Annotated in this window: 16 protein-coding genes; 7 read left to right on the forward strand and 9 right to left on the reverse strand. The window is 66.5% G+C overall.

The window, feature by feature from the left end:
• Positions 1–10 precede the first annotated feature (10 nt).
• The 5 genes from D9X30_RS26665 to D9X30_RS26685 all read left to right on the forward strand — a co-directional run bounded on the left by D9X30_RS26665 (position 11) and on the right by D9X30_RS26685 (position 4,919).
• Entirely contained in the window at positions 11–1,024 is a 1,014-nt protein-coding gene (locus D9X30_RS26665; protein WP_153945359.1) for an ABC transporter substrate-binding protein, read from the forward strand.
• 15 nt (positions 1,025–1,039) lie between these two features.
• On the forward strand, positions 1,040–2,095 hold the full coding sequence (locus D9X30_RS26670) for an ABC transporter permease (RefSeq protein WP_153945360.1): 1,056 nt from the start codon (positions 1,040–1,042) through the stop codon (positions 2,093–2,095).
• Positions 2,089–2,871, forward strand: a complete 783-nt coding sequence (locus D9X30_RS26675; RefSeq protein ID WP_153945361.1) for an ABC transporter ATP-binding protein — start codon at positions 2,089–2,091, stop codon at positions 2,869–2,871. Before D9X30_RS26670 ends, D9X30_RS26675 begins: the two co-directional genes overlap by 7 nt.
• A gap of 21 nt (positions 2,872–2,892) precedes the next feature.
• Positions 2,893–4,095, forward strand: coding sequence for a c-type cytochrome (locus D9X30_RS26680; RefSeq protein WP_249641093.1), 1,203 nt, complete (start codon positions 2,893–2,895; stop codon positions 4,093–4,095).
• A 146-nt stretch (positions 4,096–4,241) separates the two neighbouring features.
• Entirely contained in the window at positions 4,242–4,919 is a 678-nt protein-coding gene (locus D9X30_RS26685) for a hypothetical protein (RefSeq protein WP_153945690.1), read from the forward strand.
• Here the strand turns inward: D9X30_RS26685 and waaC are convergent.
• Positions 4,892–5,908, reverse strand: a complete 1,017-nt coding sequence (gene waaC, locus D9X30_RS26690) for a lipopolysaccharide heptosyltransferase I (RefSeq protein WP_153945362.1) — start codon at positions 5,906–5,908, stop codon at positions 4,892–4,894. The two genes, D9X30_RS26685 and waaC, sit on opposite strands and share 28 nt — an antisense overlap.
• 163 nt (positions 5,909–6,071) lie before the next feature.
• Entirely contained in the window at positions 6,072–6,689 is a 618-nt protein-coding gene (locus D9X30_RS26695) for a cysteine hydrolase family protein (protein WP_153945363.1), read from the reverse strand.
• An 88-nt stretch (positions 6,690–6,777) separates the two neighbouring features.
• Between D9X30_RS26695 and D9X30_RS26700 the strand changes: the two genes are divergently transcribed.
• Positions 6,778–7,638 (forward strand): LysR family transcriptional regulator, encoded by an 861-nt coding sequence (locus D9X30_RS26700; protein ID WP_249641094.1) that lies wholly within the window; start codon positions 6,778–6,780, stop codon positions 7,636–7,638.
• A 264-nt stretch (positions 7,639–7,902) separates the two neighbouring features.
• Positions 7,903–9,867 (forward strand): sensor domain-containing diguanylate cyclase, encoded by a 1,965-nt coding sequence (locus D9X30_RS26705; protein WP_153945364.1) that lies wholly within the window; start codon positions 7,903–7,905, stop codon positions 9,865–9,867.
• Here the strand turns inward: D9X30_RS26705 and D9X30_RS26710 are convergent.
• From D9X30_RS26710 to D9X30_RS26740, 7 genes are all read right to left on the reverse strand, one after another.
• On the reverse strand, positions 9,816–10,433 hold the full coding sequence (locus D9X30_RS26710) for a hypothetical protein (protein WP_153945365.1): 618 nt from the start codon (positions 10,431–10,433) through the stop codon (positions 9,816–9,818). The two genes, D9X30_RS26705 and D9X30_RS26710, sit on opposite strands and share 52 nt — an antisense overlap.
• On the reverse strand, positions 10,357–11,103 hold the full coding sequence (locus D9X30_RS26715) for an AAA family ATPase (RefSeq protein ID WP_153945366.1): 747 nt from the start codon (positions 11,101–11,103) through the stop codon (positions 10,357–10,359). The genes D9X30_RS26710 and D9X30_RS26715 overlap by 77 nt, the downstream gene beginning before the upstream one ends.
• Before the next feature lie 182 nt (positions 11,104–11,285).
• Positions 11,286–13,016 carry an ABC transporter substrate-binding protein gene (locus tag D9X30_RS26720; protein WP_249641110.1) on the reverse strand — a complete coding sequence of 577 codons (1,731 nt, stop codon included), beginning with the start codon at positions 13,014–13,016 and terminating at the stop codon, positions 11,286–11,288.
• A gap of 140 nt (positions 13,017–13,156) precedes the next feature.
• Complete coding sequence (locus D9X30_RS26725) at positions 13,157–13,465, reverse strand: DUF2160 domain-containing protein (RefSeq protein ID WP_153945368.1); 309 nt, start codon at positions 13,463–13,465, stop codon at positions 13,157–13,159.
• 10 nt (positions 13,466–13,475) lie between these two features.
• The gene (locus D9X30_RS26730) at positions 13,476–14,306 is read right to left on the reverse strand and encodes a carbohydrate ABC transporter permease (protein ID WP_153945369.1); all 831 of its coding nucleotides are present in this window, start codon (positions 14,304–14,306) and stop codon (positions 13,476–13,478) included.
• A complete protein-coding gene (locus tag D9X30_RS26735) occupies positions 14,299–15,183 on the reverse strand; it encodes a carbohydrate ABC transporter permease (protein WP_153945370.1) in 885 nt (294 codons plus the stop codon). Before D9X30_RS26735 ends, D9X30_RS26730 begins: the two co-directional genes overlap by 8 nt.
• Positions 15,180–16,280, reverse strand: coding sequence for an ABC transporter ATP-binding protein (locus D9X30_RS26740; protein WP_153945371.1), 1,101 nt, complete (start codon positions 16,278–16,280; stop codon positions 15,180–15,182). The genes D9X30_RS26735 and D9X30_RS26740 overlap by 4 nt, the downstream gene beginning before the upstream one ends.

Below are 16,280 nucleotides of genomic sequence, written 5' to 3' on the forward strand. Positions count from 1 at the left end.
AGCGGGAAACATGAGCCAGAACACCTTCCAGCCAGATGCACGCCGCCGCAGCGTCCTGCGGCTCGCCGGCACCGCAGCCATCGCCGCGCCGGCCCTGATCCTGGGCCGCCAGGCGTGGTCCGCACCGCGCAAGCTGACGTTTGCGTGGAACCAGAATTCGTTTTGCCTGACACCGATCGTGGTGGCCCAGGAAAAGGGCTTCTTCGAGAAGAACGGGCTGCAGGTGGACCTGATCAACTACAGCGGGTCCACCGACCAGCTGCTGGAATCGATCGCCACCGGCAAGGCCGACGCCGCCGTGGGCATGATCCACCGCTGGCTCAAGCCGCTTGAAGCCGGCTTCGACGTCAAGATCATCGGCAGCTCGCATGGCGGCTGCGTGCGGCTGGTAGGCGCCAAGGCCGCCAGCGTGACGAACCTGCAGGCGCTCAAGGGCAAGACCGTGGGCGTCAGCGACCTGGCCGCGCCGGGCAAGCACTTCTTCACGATCCTGCTGGCCAAGAACGGCATCGACCCGGACCGTGACATCACCTGGCGCCAGTACCCGGCCGACCTGCTTGGCGTGGCCGTGGACAAGGGCGAGATCCAGGCGATTGCCGACGGCGATCCCAACCTCTACCTGCTCGAAAAGCGCACCAACGGCGCCTATGTGGAACTGGCCACCAACCTGACCGGCGAGTATGCGCGCAAGGTCTGCTGCGTGATCGGCGCCCGTGGCGAACTGGTCCGCAACGACCGGCCGGCCGCGTCCGCGCTGGCCCGGTCGATCGTGCAGGCCACCGACTACGTCAACGAGAACCCCAACGAGGCGGCCAAGGTCTTTGCCAAATACTCGCCCAAGATCAGCACCGACGACCTGCGCAAGCTCTATGCGTCCCTGACCTACACCCATCACCCGACCGGCGTGGATCTGCAGGAGGAAATCGCGTTCTATGCCGGCGATTTCCAGCGCATAGGCGTGCTCAAGAAATCGACCGACACGAAGAAGCTGGCGCAGCACGTCTACGCCAACGTCCTCGGCTAACCCGGGAGCGCCCACATGGCTACGCCGCAACAAACGCTTGACGCCCCGCTGTCGCTGGACGGATCGGCCAAACCGGCCACATCGGCCAAATCGACCGGCACGCCGGCCGGCGTCTGGCCCACCGGCATCGTCGCCGCGCTGGCATGGGGCGCCTTCGGCGCGCTCACCTGGCGCTGGCCGAACAAGGTGGCCGGCTTTTCGGACTGGGCCTATACCGACGAACTCGGCATCGCGGTACTCGTGGCGGCCGCCGCGCTGCTGGCGGTGGCCGTCGGGGGCGGCTACGCAGGTCCGCTGCGCCGCCTGCGCCAGGCGATACGCCATGCCGGCCCGTGGCTGGTGGCCCTGCCGCTGGTCCTGGCGGGCTGGGAAATCCTGACCGCGAAGACGGCGCTGCTGCCCACGCCCTTCTTTGCGCCACCCCAGGCGCTGATCGAGGTCTACATCGACGACTGGCGCCGGCTGGGCGACAGCGCGCTGAACACGCTGAAGCTGCTGGGCTTCGGCGTGGCCTACGGCGGTGTGGTGGGCTTCCTGATCGGCGTGTCGATCGGATGGTCGCGCCGCATCGGCTACTGGGTGCATCCGGTGCTGCGTGTGCTGGGGCCGTTGCCCTCCACCGCGCTGCTGCCGCTGACGTTCTATTTCTTCCCGTCGAGCTATTCGGCGGCCGTCTTCCTGATCGCGCTGGCCACGGCCTTTCCGGTGGCGGTGCTGACCTGGTCCGGCGTGGCCAGCGTCAACAAGAGCTACTACGACGTGGCCCGCACGATGGGCGCGTCAGAGGCGTTCCTGGTGCTGCGCGTGGCCATCCCGGCGGCGCTGCCCCAGGTCTTCGTGGGGCTGTTCATGGGGCTCGGCGCGTCGTTCTCGGTGCTGGTCACGGCCGAGATGATGGGCGTGAAGTCGGGGCTGGGCTGGTATCTGACCTGGGCGCAGGGCTGGGCCTCGTACGTGAACATGTACGCGGCGCTGATCGTCATGGCCCTGCTGTTCTCGGGCGTCATCACATTGCTGTTTGCCGTGCGCGACCGCGCGCTGTCGTGGCAGAAAGGAACCGTCAAATGGTAGTGGCCGCATCCGACGCCTCGCGTGGCGCCCGCATCGATATCCGCGCCGTCAGCCATGCCTTTGGCGATGGCGACACGCAGCTGCCGGTGCTCGACAGCGTCAACCTGAAGGTGGCGCCCGGCGAGTTCGTCGCGCTGCTCGGCCCCAGCGGCTGCGGCAAGTCCACGCTGCTGCGGCTGGTGGCGGGCCTGGACAGTCCGTCGCAGGGGCAGATCCTGCAGGACGATACGCCGATCGACCGCCCCGACCCCTCGCGCATCGTCGTCTTCCAGGACCCCACGCTCTACCCTTGGCGCCGCGTGCGCGACAATGTGGCGCTGGGCCTGCAGGCGCGCGGCCTGCTGCGCCGCGAAGGCCATCGCGTCGATGCGGCCCTCAAGCGCGTGGGGCTCGAAGCCTTCGCCCGCGCGTTTCCGCATCAGTTGTCGGGCGGCATGGCCCAGCGCGTGGCACTGGCCCGCGCGCTGGTCAACGACCCCCGGCTGCTTGTCCTCGACGAACCGCTTGGCAAGCTCGATTCGCTGACGCGCCTGGCGATGCAGAGCGACCTGGTCGAACTGTGGCAACGCGCGGGCTTTTCCGCCCTGCTCGTCACGCACGATGTGGAAGAGGCGCTGTTCCTGGCGCAACGCGTGATCGTGTTCAGCCAGCGGCCGGCGCGCATCACGGCCGAGATCCACGTCGACCTGCCCTATCCCCGCCATCGCGGCGATCCGCGGCTGACCGAGCTTCGGCACGAAGCCCTGCGCCATCTGGGTCTCGATGCCAGCTGGTAAGTCCGCCGTCCGGGGCGCCACGTGAGCGCCCCGCCACCGCCGGCGTGGCTCGATGCGCTGCTGCGCGTGGTGCAGGAAGTCCAGCTCGCGCTGTGGCAACTCTGGCACGCGCTGGGCTGGTCTGGCAATCTGCACGGCCAGCCTGCGTGGCCGTGGTCGCACCGCATTGCCGGGGAAACCCTGCTGATCGACCTGGGGCTGGCGCGCCAGCTTGGCCTGTCGGTGCTGGCCATCGTGCTGGCGCTGACCTGCCTGGTCGTGGCGCTGGGCTGGCGCCGGCGGCGCATGGTGTGGCTGGGCATCGGCGCGCTGGCGCTGGTGGCGGCGCCCTGGCCTTCGCCGGTGCTGCTCGTCACGCCTGCGGCCCCGACCAGCTTTCACCAGAGCCCGACCCGATTCGCCGTGGATGCCATCGCCACTGGCGCGCAGGTCTACGCGCAGCATTGCGTGGCGTGCCACGGCACCGATGGCCGGGGCGAAGGTCCGCAGGCGGCCACGCTGTCACGCTGGCCGCCGACCTTCCTGAGTCCGCTGCTGGGCCGGCGCGCCGAAGGCGAACTGTTCTGGCACATCGTGGCCGGCATGCGCGACGGCGATGGGCACACGACGATGCCGGCCTTCGGCGACCAGCTTGACGATGCCCAGGCATGGGCGGTGATCGATTACCTGAAGACGCTGGCCGCCGGCACCGGCGGCGCTACGCAAGGCAGTTGGCCGGTGCCGCTGCGACTGCCCGATGTGACGGTGCGCTGCGGCGCGGCGCCGCCACGTGCGCTGGACGACTGGCGCGGACGCCAGCGCGTGCGTGTCGTGGCGTTCGACGGCGCGCCTGCCACGTTACCGTTCGACGATCCACGCTTTCTCACGTTGCTGGTCACGCCCGATGGCCTTCCGCCAGCCACGATTCCGGATTTCCGCGCCGGTTGCGTGGCCGCGTCCGCGCAGGCCTGGCCCGTGTTCGCGCGGATCGCGGGGGTCGATCCAGCACGGTTGCCCGGCACCACATGGCTGGCCGATCGCGACGGCTGGCTGCGCGCGCAGGCTGCCCCCGGGGGCAATGGCTGGAGCGACGCCAGCCTCGTTTGCACGGCGGGACAGCCGGCGCAGGGCGCGCCGGGCGGCCGGGGTGCCGGCCAGCGCCCGCCGCCCGATGGCCTGACCGCGCTGCTGCTGCGCATCGACGCGGAGCCGGTGCGCCTTGTGCAAGGGGGATTCATTCACTGAAGCCCTCGCCATGGGGGCATTTGCGTTGCGTCAACTCGCCGCCAGGACGAGAAAAATCCGCACCCACAATTAGAAATGTCCTAACGACGTCGAGCGGCACGGCAAGTAGCGTTGAGAGCTCTCCCCAACGCCAAGCCTTGAAGACGATGTCGCTGGAACTGACACCCGCCAATGCCGAGACCGGCGCCGAAACCGACGCTGCCGCGCTGAAGACCTGGACGGGCCGCTATGCCGTGTCGGCCGGCCTGTTCGAAGTCAGGCCTCGCTATCTGCCGCGCGACGCACGCCCCATCCTCGACGATGACCTCGACTGCATCATCGGCTACCACCGCCGTTTTGGGCTGCGCAGCCATCTCTACGATCTCAATGGCGACATGTTTTCGGTAGCGGAAGACCTGTCGAACCTGCCGCCGCCCGAAAAGCGCGACCCGCTGATGGTGGTGGGCGGGCTCTGGCGCGCAAACGTGCGCGGCGTGACCGCCGTGGGCCTGACCGGCACCGGCGCCACACTGGCCACAGCCACGCTGGCCCAGTTGCGCACCCGCTTTGCCCGCCTGGCGCAGTCATCGCTGCTTTACCGGGGCGCGGCCCTGGCGCGCATGGACGATCCGCAGCGATTCGTGCCGGTGCATATCCTGCGGCTGGCAATGCGTCACGGCGAATCCGTGACCCCGCCGCCAGGACTGACCCGGGCGTCGCGTTACCTGGCCTCCATGCTGATCCGCCGGCAGCCATTCATGCTCGACGTGGTGACCGCCAACGGCAATACGACGATCGTGGACTTCGAGTACTGGCGTTACGCCGATGCGCTGCCGGCCGCGTGAACCGGCACGCCCGCAGGTGCCGGGCTTGCATGCGTGACGTGATCGATGGCGCGCAGCACCTCGTCCACCGAGGGTGGGGCGCCGTTATCGCCAACCGACACCGACTGTCCAGGCTTGTTCACGCCAAAATGCGGACGCGACGTCGCGGTGAACAGCATGACGGTCGGCTTGCCCAGCGCATCGGCCAGATGCACGAAGCCGGTGTCCATGCCGACGACCAGAGCGGCGGCATCGACGCGCTGCGCGCACTCGGTGATCGACATGCGCGGCAGCACCTCGGCGCCGGGGATGGCTGCGGCCAGCGCCTGGGCTTCCTGCTGCTCCTTCTGCGAGCCCCATGGCAGCTGCACGCGGTAGCCGCGCCGCGCCAGCTGGTGCCCGATCTCGATCCAATTGGCCTGCGGCCACTTCTTGATGTCGAGCGACGTCGCGTGGAACAACAGCGCGCGTGGCACGCCATCGGCGTTCAGCGGCGTGGCCGGTGCCGGCACCCGAAGTTCGGCTGTTTCGTGCGGCTCGATGTCGTACCCCAGCGCGTTGGCCACCACCATGCGCATCTTCTGGCGGCAGTTGGCATCGCCGTGCGGACCAAAAATCTCGGTGTAGGCGAACACGGCCTTTGCTTCGCCGAGAAACTCCGCGGCATAGCCGAGGCGCCGCCTGGTCCGTGCCAGCCTGGCGGCGATGGCACTCTTGTAAACGCCGTGGACGTCGATGGCCACGTCATAGCGTTCGCGGCGCAGCGACATCAGTGCGCCGATGATGCCGCGCAGGTCGCGCCATTTGCGGCCATTCTTCTTGAACTGGCGCAGAGGCGGCGCGATGACACGGTCGATGCCGACCGCCCAACTGGGAATATCCGCGCACGACGCGTCGGCAATCCAGTCGATTTTGGCGTCCGGATAGGCACGGCGCAGGTCGTACAACAGCGGCAGGGTATGCACCATGTCGCCAAGCGAGGTGATCTTGATAAGCAGGATGCGCTTCATGCGGGGGCGGCTTGTTTGAGCGAACGCGGCCGGATCTGCCGCGTTGGAAAGGCGCTAGTATGCCCCAGACCGCCAGCACCAGCGCGTGACGCAAATGTAATGAATTGCACACATCACAAATTCGCCAGCCGCCACCAGCCAGCCGCATGGCGGTCGATCGACGTCAGTGCGCCAACGCCGAAGCATCCGCCACGATCGTGGCAAACCTGTCGTTCAGCGCGGCCAGTGTCACGCGGTGCAGTTCGGCGGCGCGCAATGGGTCGCCACCAAGCGGATCGGGCAGATCGCGCGTGGCACAGCCCGCTGCGACCAGCGTGACGCGATAGCCATGATCCAGCGCCGACCGCACGGTCGCGCTGATGCACATATGGGTCTGAAAGCCCGCCACGATCAGTTCCTTGCGGCCGAGCGCGCCAAGCAGCGCGGCCAGATCGGTGCCCGCAAAGCTGTTTGGCAGGTTCTTGATGACCGTCTGCTCGCCTTCGGCGGGGGTAAGGCCCTCGATGATGGCCGCGAACGGGCCGGTCGGGTCGAACGCACCGCCAGGCTTGCCGTGGTGAACCACGTGAATGACCGGCGTGCCGTGCTGGCGCGCCTGCGATAGCAGCGCGGCGCACTCGGCCACGGCTGCCGGCATGCCGGTCAGCGGCAGCTTCCCATCGACGTATTCGCGCTGGTGATCGACCAGCACCAGCACGGCGTCCGACCACGCGGACGGCTGGCGGCTGGCACCGGCGGCATCGAGCAGGGTGAAGGGCTTGGCGGCAGGCGTTGCGGTCATGACGGTCTCCGTACAGTGAAAAGTGGCTATGCAGGCATCGTAGAGGCCGGTAAGCTGTACGCCAATTAGCCACGAGATCACACATACTGTGCAAAAAAGCACAATCACCTGGGATGACCTGCTGACCCTGTCCACGCTGATGCGGGTCGGCAGCTATTCGGCGTGCGCGCGTGAACTCGATATCACGCACGCCACCGCCATCCGGCGCATCCGGCGACTCGAAACCGCGCTCGGCAAACCCGTGGCCACGCGCACGGACGGGACGTTCGTACTCACTGCCGCCGGACGCAACGCGCTGGCCGCCGCGCGCGAGATGGAGCAATCCGCCGACCGGCTGCTGCGCGAGATCGAAGGCGCAAGCGCGGGCGTGTCGGGGGTGGTGCGGGTTGCCGCGACCGCCTCGCTCGGCAGCCATTTCCTGACGCCGCGCCTGCCCGCCTTCTACGCGCGCAATCCCGACGTGGAAGTGCGGCTCGAAGTGGATAACCGCGTCACCAGCCTGGCCCGGCGTCGTGCGCATATTGCGGTACGCCTGGCTCGGCCGCAGGAAGACTCGCTGATCGCGCAGCGCGCCGGCACGATCCAGTTCGGGCTCTATGCGCCGGCCGTCATGTCCGCCGCCGCGGCGGAGTCGCGCGACACACCGCTGTGCGGACTGCTCGACGAAGGCTTCTCACTGCCCGAAGTCGACTGGCCACAGGAGCAGGGACGGCGCTTCTCATTCCAGTCCAACAGCTTCGCGGCTGTGCGCGAAGGCGTGCGCGCAGGCCTCGGCGTGGCATTGCTGCCCCACTACCTGGCTGCCGGCGAGCCCGGCCTGGCGCTCGTACGCAATGTCCCGGAGGTCTCCCGCGAAATCTGGCTCGCCTATCCGCCAGAGTTCCGGGGGGCATCGCGATTCCGCCCCCTCATCGACTGGCTCGCGGAGGCACTGGCTACCTGCCCGTGAACCTGATGCGGCCATCCCGTTGTCGCGCCGCCACCCTGAAGCGGCGCATCCGCCACCCCATGTGGGAAGCCGCACGTGTTTCCATCGCTGCTATTACCGAAAAAAACAGCAGTTCTGCTACGCTCTGACCGGGTTGCCAAGGCCGCATCGTCAAGGTGCGTTCAGGGAAATGGGCAGGGTCGCTGCATTGAAGCCCAGGCAGCCGGAAAACGGGTCAGTGCGCAGAACAAAAAGAGATTCATGCGGCACTCATTGAAGTATCGAATGGCAATCGCGGCCGCGACGGTTGTTACGCTGGTATTCGTGGTGCGGGTCGGGTTTTCTCAGATCTACGCATACACGCGCCTGAAAGAAGTCGTTCAGGCCCAGCAGGACACGCTGGTCAAGCTGGTCGCCGATCAACTCGACGAAAAGCTCGAGTCGCGCGCTATCGTATTGCGGCGGCTCGCGCGCACGCTCGCGCCCATCCTCGATCGTCCCGCCGGTCAACTGCGCCAGATGGCCATCGATACGGTCGACATGCCCCAGCACTTCAATGCCACCTTCCTGGCCTCCACCGATGGCACGCTTGTCTTCAGCACCGCCGTGCCCGATGGCGTCAAGATGACCGTTGGCGATCGGGATTACTTCAAGGCCATCGTCAACGGCGCGGACTTTGCCGTCTCCGACCTGCTGCAAGGCAAGCACTCGAGCGCCCCCGGCGTCATCCTGGCCGTGCCGTTGCACGACAGCCATGGCCAGTTGCGGGGTGTGGTGGGCGGCGTGCTGAACCTGTCGGCAGAGAACTTCCTGGGCGACCTGGCGCATCACCGCGTAGGTGTCACCGGCTTCTATTGCCTGGTGTCGGCCGGGCCGAATCCGCGCTATGCGATGCACCCTGATGCGGCAAAGGTCCTGACCCCTGCGCAGGCGGTTGGCGAATCCTGCGGCGCCGAAGCCCCCGAATCGACACTGGAGTCGATCTGGCCGGAGCAGCCTGTGGTCGCCCGCTTCCTGCTGGAGTCGAATGGCTGGGAAGTCATCTCGGTCCTGCCTGCCGCCGAAGCCTACGCACCGCTGGTCGAAGTGCGCCAGCGGGCCGTCATCCTGGGCATCGTGACGTTGCTGGCGGCCGCGATTCTGATGTGGGCCGTGATCCGGCACCTGCTGGCGCCGCTGGAGCGCCTGCATCGGACCGTGCGACGTCTTTGCGAACAGCCCGCCGCCATGGCGGAACTGCCCGTGCGCCGCGACGACGAAATCGGCGAACTGGCCGGGGCGTTCTCGGAGGTCATGACCCAGCTGATCGAGCGGGAAGCCGCGCTCAAGGCCGCCAACAGCAAGGCAGCGGCCAGCGAGAAGCGCCTGGAGGCCATCGCCAACCATGTTCCGGACCTGGTGGCCTTCGTCGACGCCGGCGAGCGGTTCGTGTTCGTCAACCAGGCCTACGCACGCCATTTCGGCTTGCCCGCCAGCCAGATCACGGGCCTCTCGCTGCGCGAGCTCTGGGGCACGCCCGAGTACGTCGCCCACAAGCCGTACCTGGAGCAGGCCTGCGCGGGCGAGCCCGTCACCTACAGCCGCGAGGACGCCGAGGGCCGGGCCTGGGAAATGACTTTCCAGCCCGCCTGGAACGATACGAAGGACGCCGTCACCGGACTGCACATGTTCGCCCGTGACATCACCGGCGAACGCCAGAAGCTGCGCTCGCTGGAAGCCCAGACGCTGTCCGATCACCTGACCGGCCTGCTCAACCGCAAGGGCTTCGACCGTCGCCTGCAGGAAACCATGGCCCGCGCCGATGCGGGTGGCTACCGCACCGCGCTGCTGCTGGTAGACCTTGACGACTTCAAGGCCGTCAACGACAACTACGGGCACCCCATCGGCGACCAGTTGCTGGTTGCCTTCGCGGAACGCCTGCGCGCCTGCGTGCGGGCCGGCGACGCCGTGGCGCGGATCGGCGGCGACGAATTCGCCATCGTGCTCGACAACGTAGGCCATCCCAATACGGTCGAACGGATTGCCCAGACGGTGGTGCATGCAGCGATGCGGCCGTTCGATATCGACGGGCGCCGGCTGGTCTCCACGGCCAGCGTAGGCAGCGCGATGCATCGGCCGGACCAGGGCACGTCGGTCAGCGAACTGTTCATGCGCGCCGACATGGCGCTGTACGATGCCAAGCGGCATGGCAAGGCCTGCTATGCGTCGACGGGGGCCAGGTGGCCGGAGGACGCATCCTCGGACGTCTGAAGCCCGGCCCCGGACGTCGGCACGATGAACGGGTCCAGGTCCTCGTCGCCGTCCGACCGTCTCCCGCCCGGCATCGCGGGCACGATATCGAGCAGCCCCGCCCGCCGCATGGCACCTGCCAGCGTCGGGTCCGCGAGCATATGGATACCCAGTACCGAGCCCCACATCAGTTTCAGGGCAGTCAGCCGCTTCAGGGACTGTTCGATATCGCGCCGCTCCGGCGCCCGGCTCCAGTCAGGGTCCAGTTCCTGCACGACCGTCCGGTACAGCCCCATCGTCCGGGTGTCGAACCCGGCAATCGTGGACGGCGTGGCGGCCACCACGCGCAGGACCGCATCGTCGATCGGGTCCAGCGGATCCATGGCTTTCAGGAAAGGCTGGTGAACCTTGGCCAGGCGGAGGTCAACGGCCCGTTCGAATGCGTACCTGACGCCCGCCCCCTCGAACTGGCCGTAGAGCGCCACCCGCAACGCGGCGTCCATCAGTACTTCAGGACGACTTTCCGCCCGCTGGAACATCCGCTCGAGCAGCGCATCGTCGGCGGCAGGCGGCAGGCGGCAGTTCATATTTGCGCCGTACCCACTGCAGGAAGTCGGCGCCGAGTTCCGGAAACGCAAACTGCGACGCGCTGTACATCGTGTGCCGTCCGCCCAGCATCATCAGCAGCTTCGTGCGGTCGGAGCCCGTGAACACGGTCCGTACGCCATACAGTCCCCGGTCGTTGTTGAGCAGGTCCCGGGTGGCTTTCAGCGTGTACAGCATGCTGTCCCCACGCTCGGTTGCCAGCATCTGCTGCGCTTCGTCGATGATCAGGATGATCGGACGACGCGTCCTGGCCGACAACGCCTCCATCGAGCGGTAGACCCACAGCCCTCCGCGCTTCTCGGGTATCTCGCCGTGACCGAAGGCCAGCGACAGGCTGCCGAAACCGACCCCCTTCAGCCCCACCGCCTGCGCGAATCTGGCGGCGATGCGCTCGTTGGCATCCAGCGCCTTCTGGACCCCAGCGATTACCACGTCCGCCGGGTCCTTGTCTGTCTCGCCCCACAGATCCACCATCACCACCAGGGCGCCAAGCCTGCGGATGGCAGGCGCCACCTCCTGCCGAAGGAACGTGCTCTTGCCGATGCCACGCGATCCGATCAGCGCGATGACCTTGCTGGCCGGCCCATGCACCAGCTTCCGCGCGATATCCGCGGCAAGCCTGGGGCGTTCGAAATGATCCGACAAATCCATATCGCTCCTCGTTCATCAAGACCCGCGAGCGATTCTAGGCAGCCCAGCTCCACAGTCCACCCCTCAACCCCGACTGCAACAGCAATATTCCAATCCTTAACAGATCCACAAAAAAATGAAGCGGTGACGCAACACGCGCCACCGCTTCACACTGCAGGCTGAACACCCCGTTCAGCGAAGGATCAGCGGACTCGCCCTTCCTTCCACGCCTGCAGCAGCTTGTCGTATGCGATGGTTTCGCCCTTGGGCTTTTCGTTATCGAGCTTCTTCCACGGCGCGTGCTCCGACGACAGCCACTTCGACGGATCGCTCTTCGGATTCAGCTTCGGCGCGCACTGGGCCATGCCAGCGCGCTGCAGCCGTCCCATCACCTGGTCCATTTCCTCGGCCAGGTTGTCCATGGCGGCTTGCGGCGTCTTCTCGCCCGTTACCGCCGTGGCCACGTTCTTCCACCAGAGCTGGGCCAGCTTCGGATAGTCGGGCACGTTGTTGCCGGTCGGCGTCCAGGCCACGCGGGCCGGGCTGCGGTAGAACTCGATCAGGCCACCGTACTTGGCCGCGTTCTTGGTCAGGTACTCGTGGTGGATGTCGCTGTCGCGGATGAAGGTCAGGCCCGTCAGCGACTTCTTCAGCGACACCGTCTTGGAAGTCACGAACTGGGCGTAGAGCCACGCCGCGGCCAGGCGGTTCGGGTCGGTGTTCTTGAAGAACGTCCACGAGCCCACGTCCTGGTAGCCGTTCTGCATGCCCTGCTTCCAGTACGGGCCGTATGGCGAGGGCGCCATGCGCCACTTCGGCGATCCGTCGGCATTGACCACCGGCAGGCCCTTCTTGGTCATGTCGGCGGTGAAGGCCGTGTACCAGAAGATCTGCTGGGCCACCTGGCCCTGGGCCGGCACCGGGCCGGCCTCGGAGAACGTCATGCCCATGGCCTGCGGCGGGGCGTACTTCTTCATCCAGTCGATGTACTTGGTCAGCGCGTAGACGGCCGCCGGGCTGTTGGTGGCACCGCCGCGCGACACCGACGCGCCCACCGGCGTGCACTTGTCGTCGGCCACGCGGATGCCCCACTCGTCCACGGGCATGCCGTTGGGCAGGCCCTTGTCGGCCGAACCGGCCATCGACAGCCAGGCATCGGTAAAACGCCAGCCCAGCGACGGGTCCTTCTTGCCGTAATCCATGTGGCCGAAGACCTTCTTGCCATCCAGCTCCTTCACGTCGTTGGTGAAGAAGTTGGCGATGTCCTCGTAGGCCGACCAGTTGGTCGGCACGCCCAGGTCATAGCCGTACTTGGCCTTGAACTTGTCCTGCAGGTCCTTGCGCGCGAACCAGTCGGCGCGGAACCAGTACAGGTTGGCAAACTGCTGGTCGGGCAGCTGGTAGAGCTTGCCGTCCGGCGCCGTGGTGAACTTGGTGCCGATGAAGTCCTTGACGTCGATGCCGGGGTTGGTGAACTCCTTGCCGGCGCCGTTCATGTAGTCGGACAGCGGCAGGATGGCGCCGTACCGGTAGTGCGTGCCGATCAGGTCGGAATCCGAAATCCAGCCGTCGTAGATCGACTTGCCGGACTGCATCGACGTCTGCAGCTTCTCGACGACGTCGCCTTCCTGGATCAGGTCATGGTTGACCTTGATGCCGGTGATTTCCTCGAAGGCCTTGGCCAGCGTCTTCGATTCGTATTCGTGGGTGGTGATCGTCTCGGACACCACATTGATCTGCGTCACGCCCTTGGCCTTGAGCTTGGCGGCGGCGTCGATGAACCACTTCATTTCGGCCTGCTGCTTGTCCTTGGCCAGCGACGACGGCTGGAATTCGCTGTCGATCCACTTCTTTGCCGCGGCCTCGTCGGCCCAGGCGGCATGCCCGCATGTCAGTGCGGCCGCAAAGGCCAGGGCCGACATCCCCAACTTCACGCGCTCTTTCATTCGTTGTCTCCTCAGGTACCCTTCCCCGGTTCTGTCACAGGGTTGCGGCCCCGGGGAAGGGGACAAGATCTCGCAGCCCATGCACAGCAATACCAGTCGAAACCCCTGCGGCCATCTTCCTGGCGCCTTTACCCCCGGCGCATGACGATCACCAGCACCACGGCCGAAATGGCCGCGCTGATCCACACCGACGGCGCTTCCGCCAGCTGGAACCAGCCTTGCATCTTCTCGCCCAGGCCTACCCAGGCCAGGTTGATCCACGCCGCGCACATCAGCCCGATAAACAGGCGGTCGCCCCGGGTGGTGGCGATCGGCAGGAATCCCTTGCGCTCCACGGTGGGCGCGCGCACCTCCCAGATCGTCATGCCGATCAGCATCACCACCACCAGGGTAAAAAATACCGCCACCGGGGTCGTCCATACCATCCAGCTCAGCATCGCCGACTCCTTACACGCGGCCCATCGCGAACCCCTTCGCGATGTAGTGCCGCACGAACCAGATCACGATGGCGCCCGGCACGATGGTCAGCACGCCGGCCGCGGCCAGCACGCCCCAATCCATGCCCGACGCCGATACCGTGCGCGTCATCGTCGCCACGATCGGCTTGGCATTGACCGATGTCAGCGTGCGCGCCAGCAGCAGTTCCACCCAGCTGAACATGAAGCAGAAGAACGCGGCCACGCCCACGCCGGCCTTGATCAGCGGCAGGAAGATCGTCAGGAAGAAGCGCGGGAACGAATAGCCATCCACATAGGCGGTCTCGTCGATCTCGCGCGGCACGCCGGACATGAAGCCTTCCAGGATCCACACCGCCAGCGGCACGTTGAACACCAGGTGGGCCAGCGCCACGCCCAGGTGGGTGTCCATCAGCCCGATCGTCGTATAAAGCTGAAAAAATGGCAGCAGGAACACTGCCGGCGGGGTCATGCGGTTGGTCAGCAGCCAGAAGAACACGTGCTTGTCGCCGATGAACTGGTAGCGCGAGAACGCATAGGCCGCCGGCAGCGCCACGGAGATCGAGATCACCGTATTCAGCAGCACGTAGATCAGCGAATTGATATAGCCGGAATACCACGACGCATCGGTGAAGATCGTCACATAGTGTTCCAGCGTGACCGCCGCCGGCCACAGCGACAGCGACGACACGATCTCCTCGTTGGTCTTGAACGACATGTTCACCATCCAGTAGATCGGGACGATGGCGAACAGCAGGTACAGCGTCAGGAAGACCGGACGCCACCAGCCCGGACGCTGGCCGGGAAGCTTGCGATCAGCCATTGGGGACCTCCTCGGAGCCGGCCGTGCCGGCGCGCTGCATCCAGTTATAGAGCACGAAACAGGTCAGCAGGATGATCAGGAAGTAGACGATCGAAAACGCGGCGGCCGGGCCCAGGTCGAACTGCCCCACGGCCTTCTGCGTCAGGTACTGCGACAGGAATGTGGTGGCGTTGCCGGGCCCGCCGCCGGTCAGCACGAACGGTTCGGTGTAGATCATGAAGCTGTCCATGAAACGCAGCAGGACGGCGATCATCAGCACGCCGCGCAGCTTGGGCAGCTGGATGAAGCGGAACACCGCGAAACGCGACGCCCCGTCGATCTGCGCCGCCTGGTAGTAGGCATCGGGAATCGCGCGCAGGCCCGCGTAGCACAGCAGCGCCACCAGCGGCGTCCAGTGCCAGACGTCCATCACCAGCACCGTCACCCAGGCATCCAGCGCACTGCCGGTGTAGTTATAGTCGAATCCCATGCCCTCGAGCGCCGCCCCCAGCAGGCCGATGTCGGTCCGGCCGAAGATCTGCCAGATCGTGCCCACCACGTTCCACGGAATCAGCAGCGACAGCGCGATGATGACCAGCACGGCCGACGCCTGCCAGCCCTTGGCCGGCATGGCCAGCGCCAGCAGGATGCCGAGCGGGATCTCCACGCACAGCACCGCCAGCGAAAAGCCAAGCTGGCGCAGCAGCGCATCGTGCAGCTCGGCGTCGCGCAGCACCGTGGCGAACCACTCCGTACCCACGAACACGCGGCGTTCGGGCGAGATGATGTCCTGCACCGAGTAGTTGACGATGGTCATCAACGGCAGGATGGCCGAGAATGCCACGCAGATCACCACGGGCAGGACCAGCAGCCAGGCTTTCTGGTTGACGGGCTTCATGGGACCAGTTCCTCGTTGATGTAGAAGCAGGTGTGGCGGTTGAACACCGACAGCCACGCGGTATCGCCGGGACGCAGCGCGGCGGCCTCGGTGCCCAGGCGGGCCCGGATCGTGGCAGCTTCGCCATGATCGACCGTCGAGGTCATCAGCCAGTAGGTGCCGATGTCCTGTGCACGCGCCACCCGCACCGGCATGGCCTGCGGATCGCCCTCCGGTGCCAGTTGCAGGTACTCGGGCCGCACGCCGATCTTGAAGCTGCCGGCGGCCTGCAATGCCGACAGCGTCTGCGGCGGCAGCGCGGGCAGGTAGCGGCGCCCTGCCACTTCCACCGCACCGTCGCGCCACTGCCCCGGCAGGAAGTTCATGCCCGGCGAGCCGATGAAGTGCCCCACGAAGGTGTGCGCGGGCCGCTCGAACAGCGCGTCGGCCGATCCTACCTGCACGGCCTTGCCGCGCGACATCACCACCACCTGGTCGGCAAAGGTCAGCGCCTCGGTCTGGTCGTGCGTCACGTAGATCAGCGTCAGCCGGAATTCATGGTGGATTTCCTTGAGCTTGCGCCGCAGCTGCCATTTCAGATGCGGATCGATCACGGTCAGCGGCTCGTCGAACAGGATGGCCGACACGTCCTGACGCACCAGCCCGCGCCCCAGCGAGATCTTCTGCTTGGCATCGGCGGCCAGCCCGCTGGCGCGGCGGTCGAGCGAGGCCGACAGGTCTAGCATTTCGGCCACTTTGCCGACCCGCTCCCTGACCTGCGCGGCGGGCACCCCCCGGTTGCGCAGCGGGAAGGCGAGGTTCTCGCCGACCGTCATCGTGTCGTAGATCACCGGGAACTGGAACACCTGCGCGATGTTCCGGGCCTGCGGCGACGCGTCGGTCACGTCGTTGCCGTCGAAGCGGATGGTGCCCTGCGACGGACGCAGCAGCCCCGAGATGCAGTTCAGCAGCGTGGTCTTGCCACAGCCGGACGGACCCAGCAGCGCATAGGCGCCGCCGTCCTCGAACGTGAAGTTCAGCGGCAGCAGCGCGTAGTCTTCGTCCTTTTGCGGGTTGGCCACGTACGAGTGGGCGAGTTCGAGATCGATGCGCGCCAT

The organism is Cupriavidus sp. U2, assembly GCF_009663685.2.
GTDB lineage: Bacteria > Pseudomonadota > Gammaproteobacteria > Burkholderiales > Burkholderiaceae > Cupriavidus > Cupriavidus necator_C.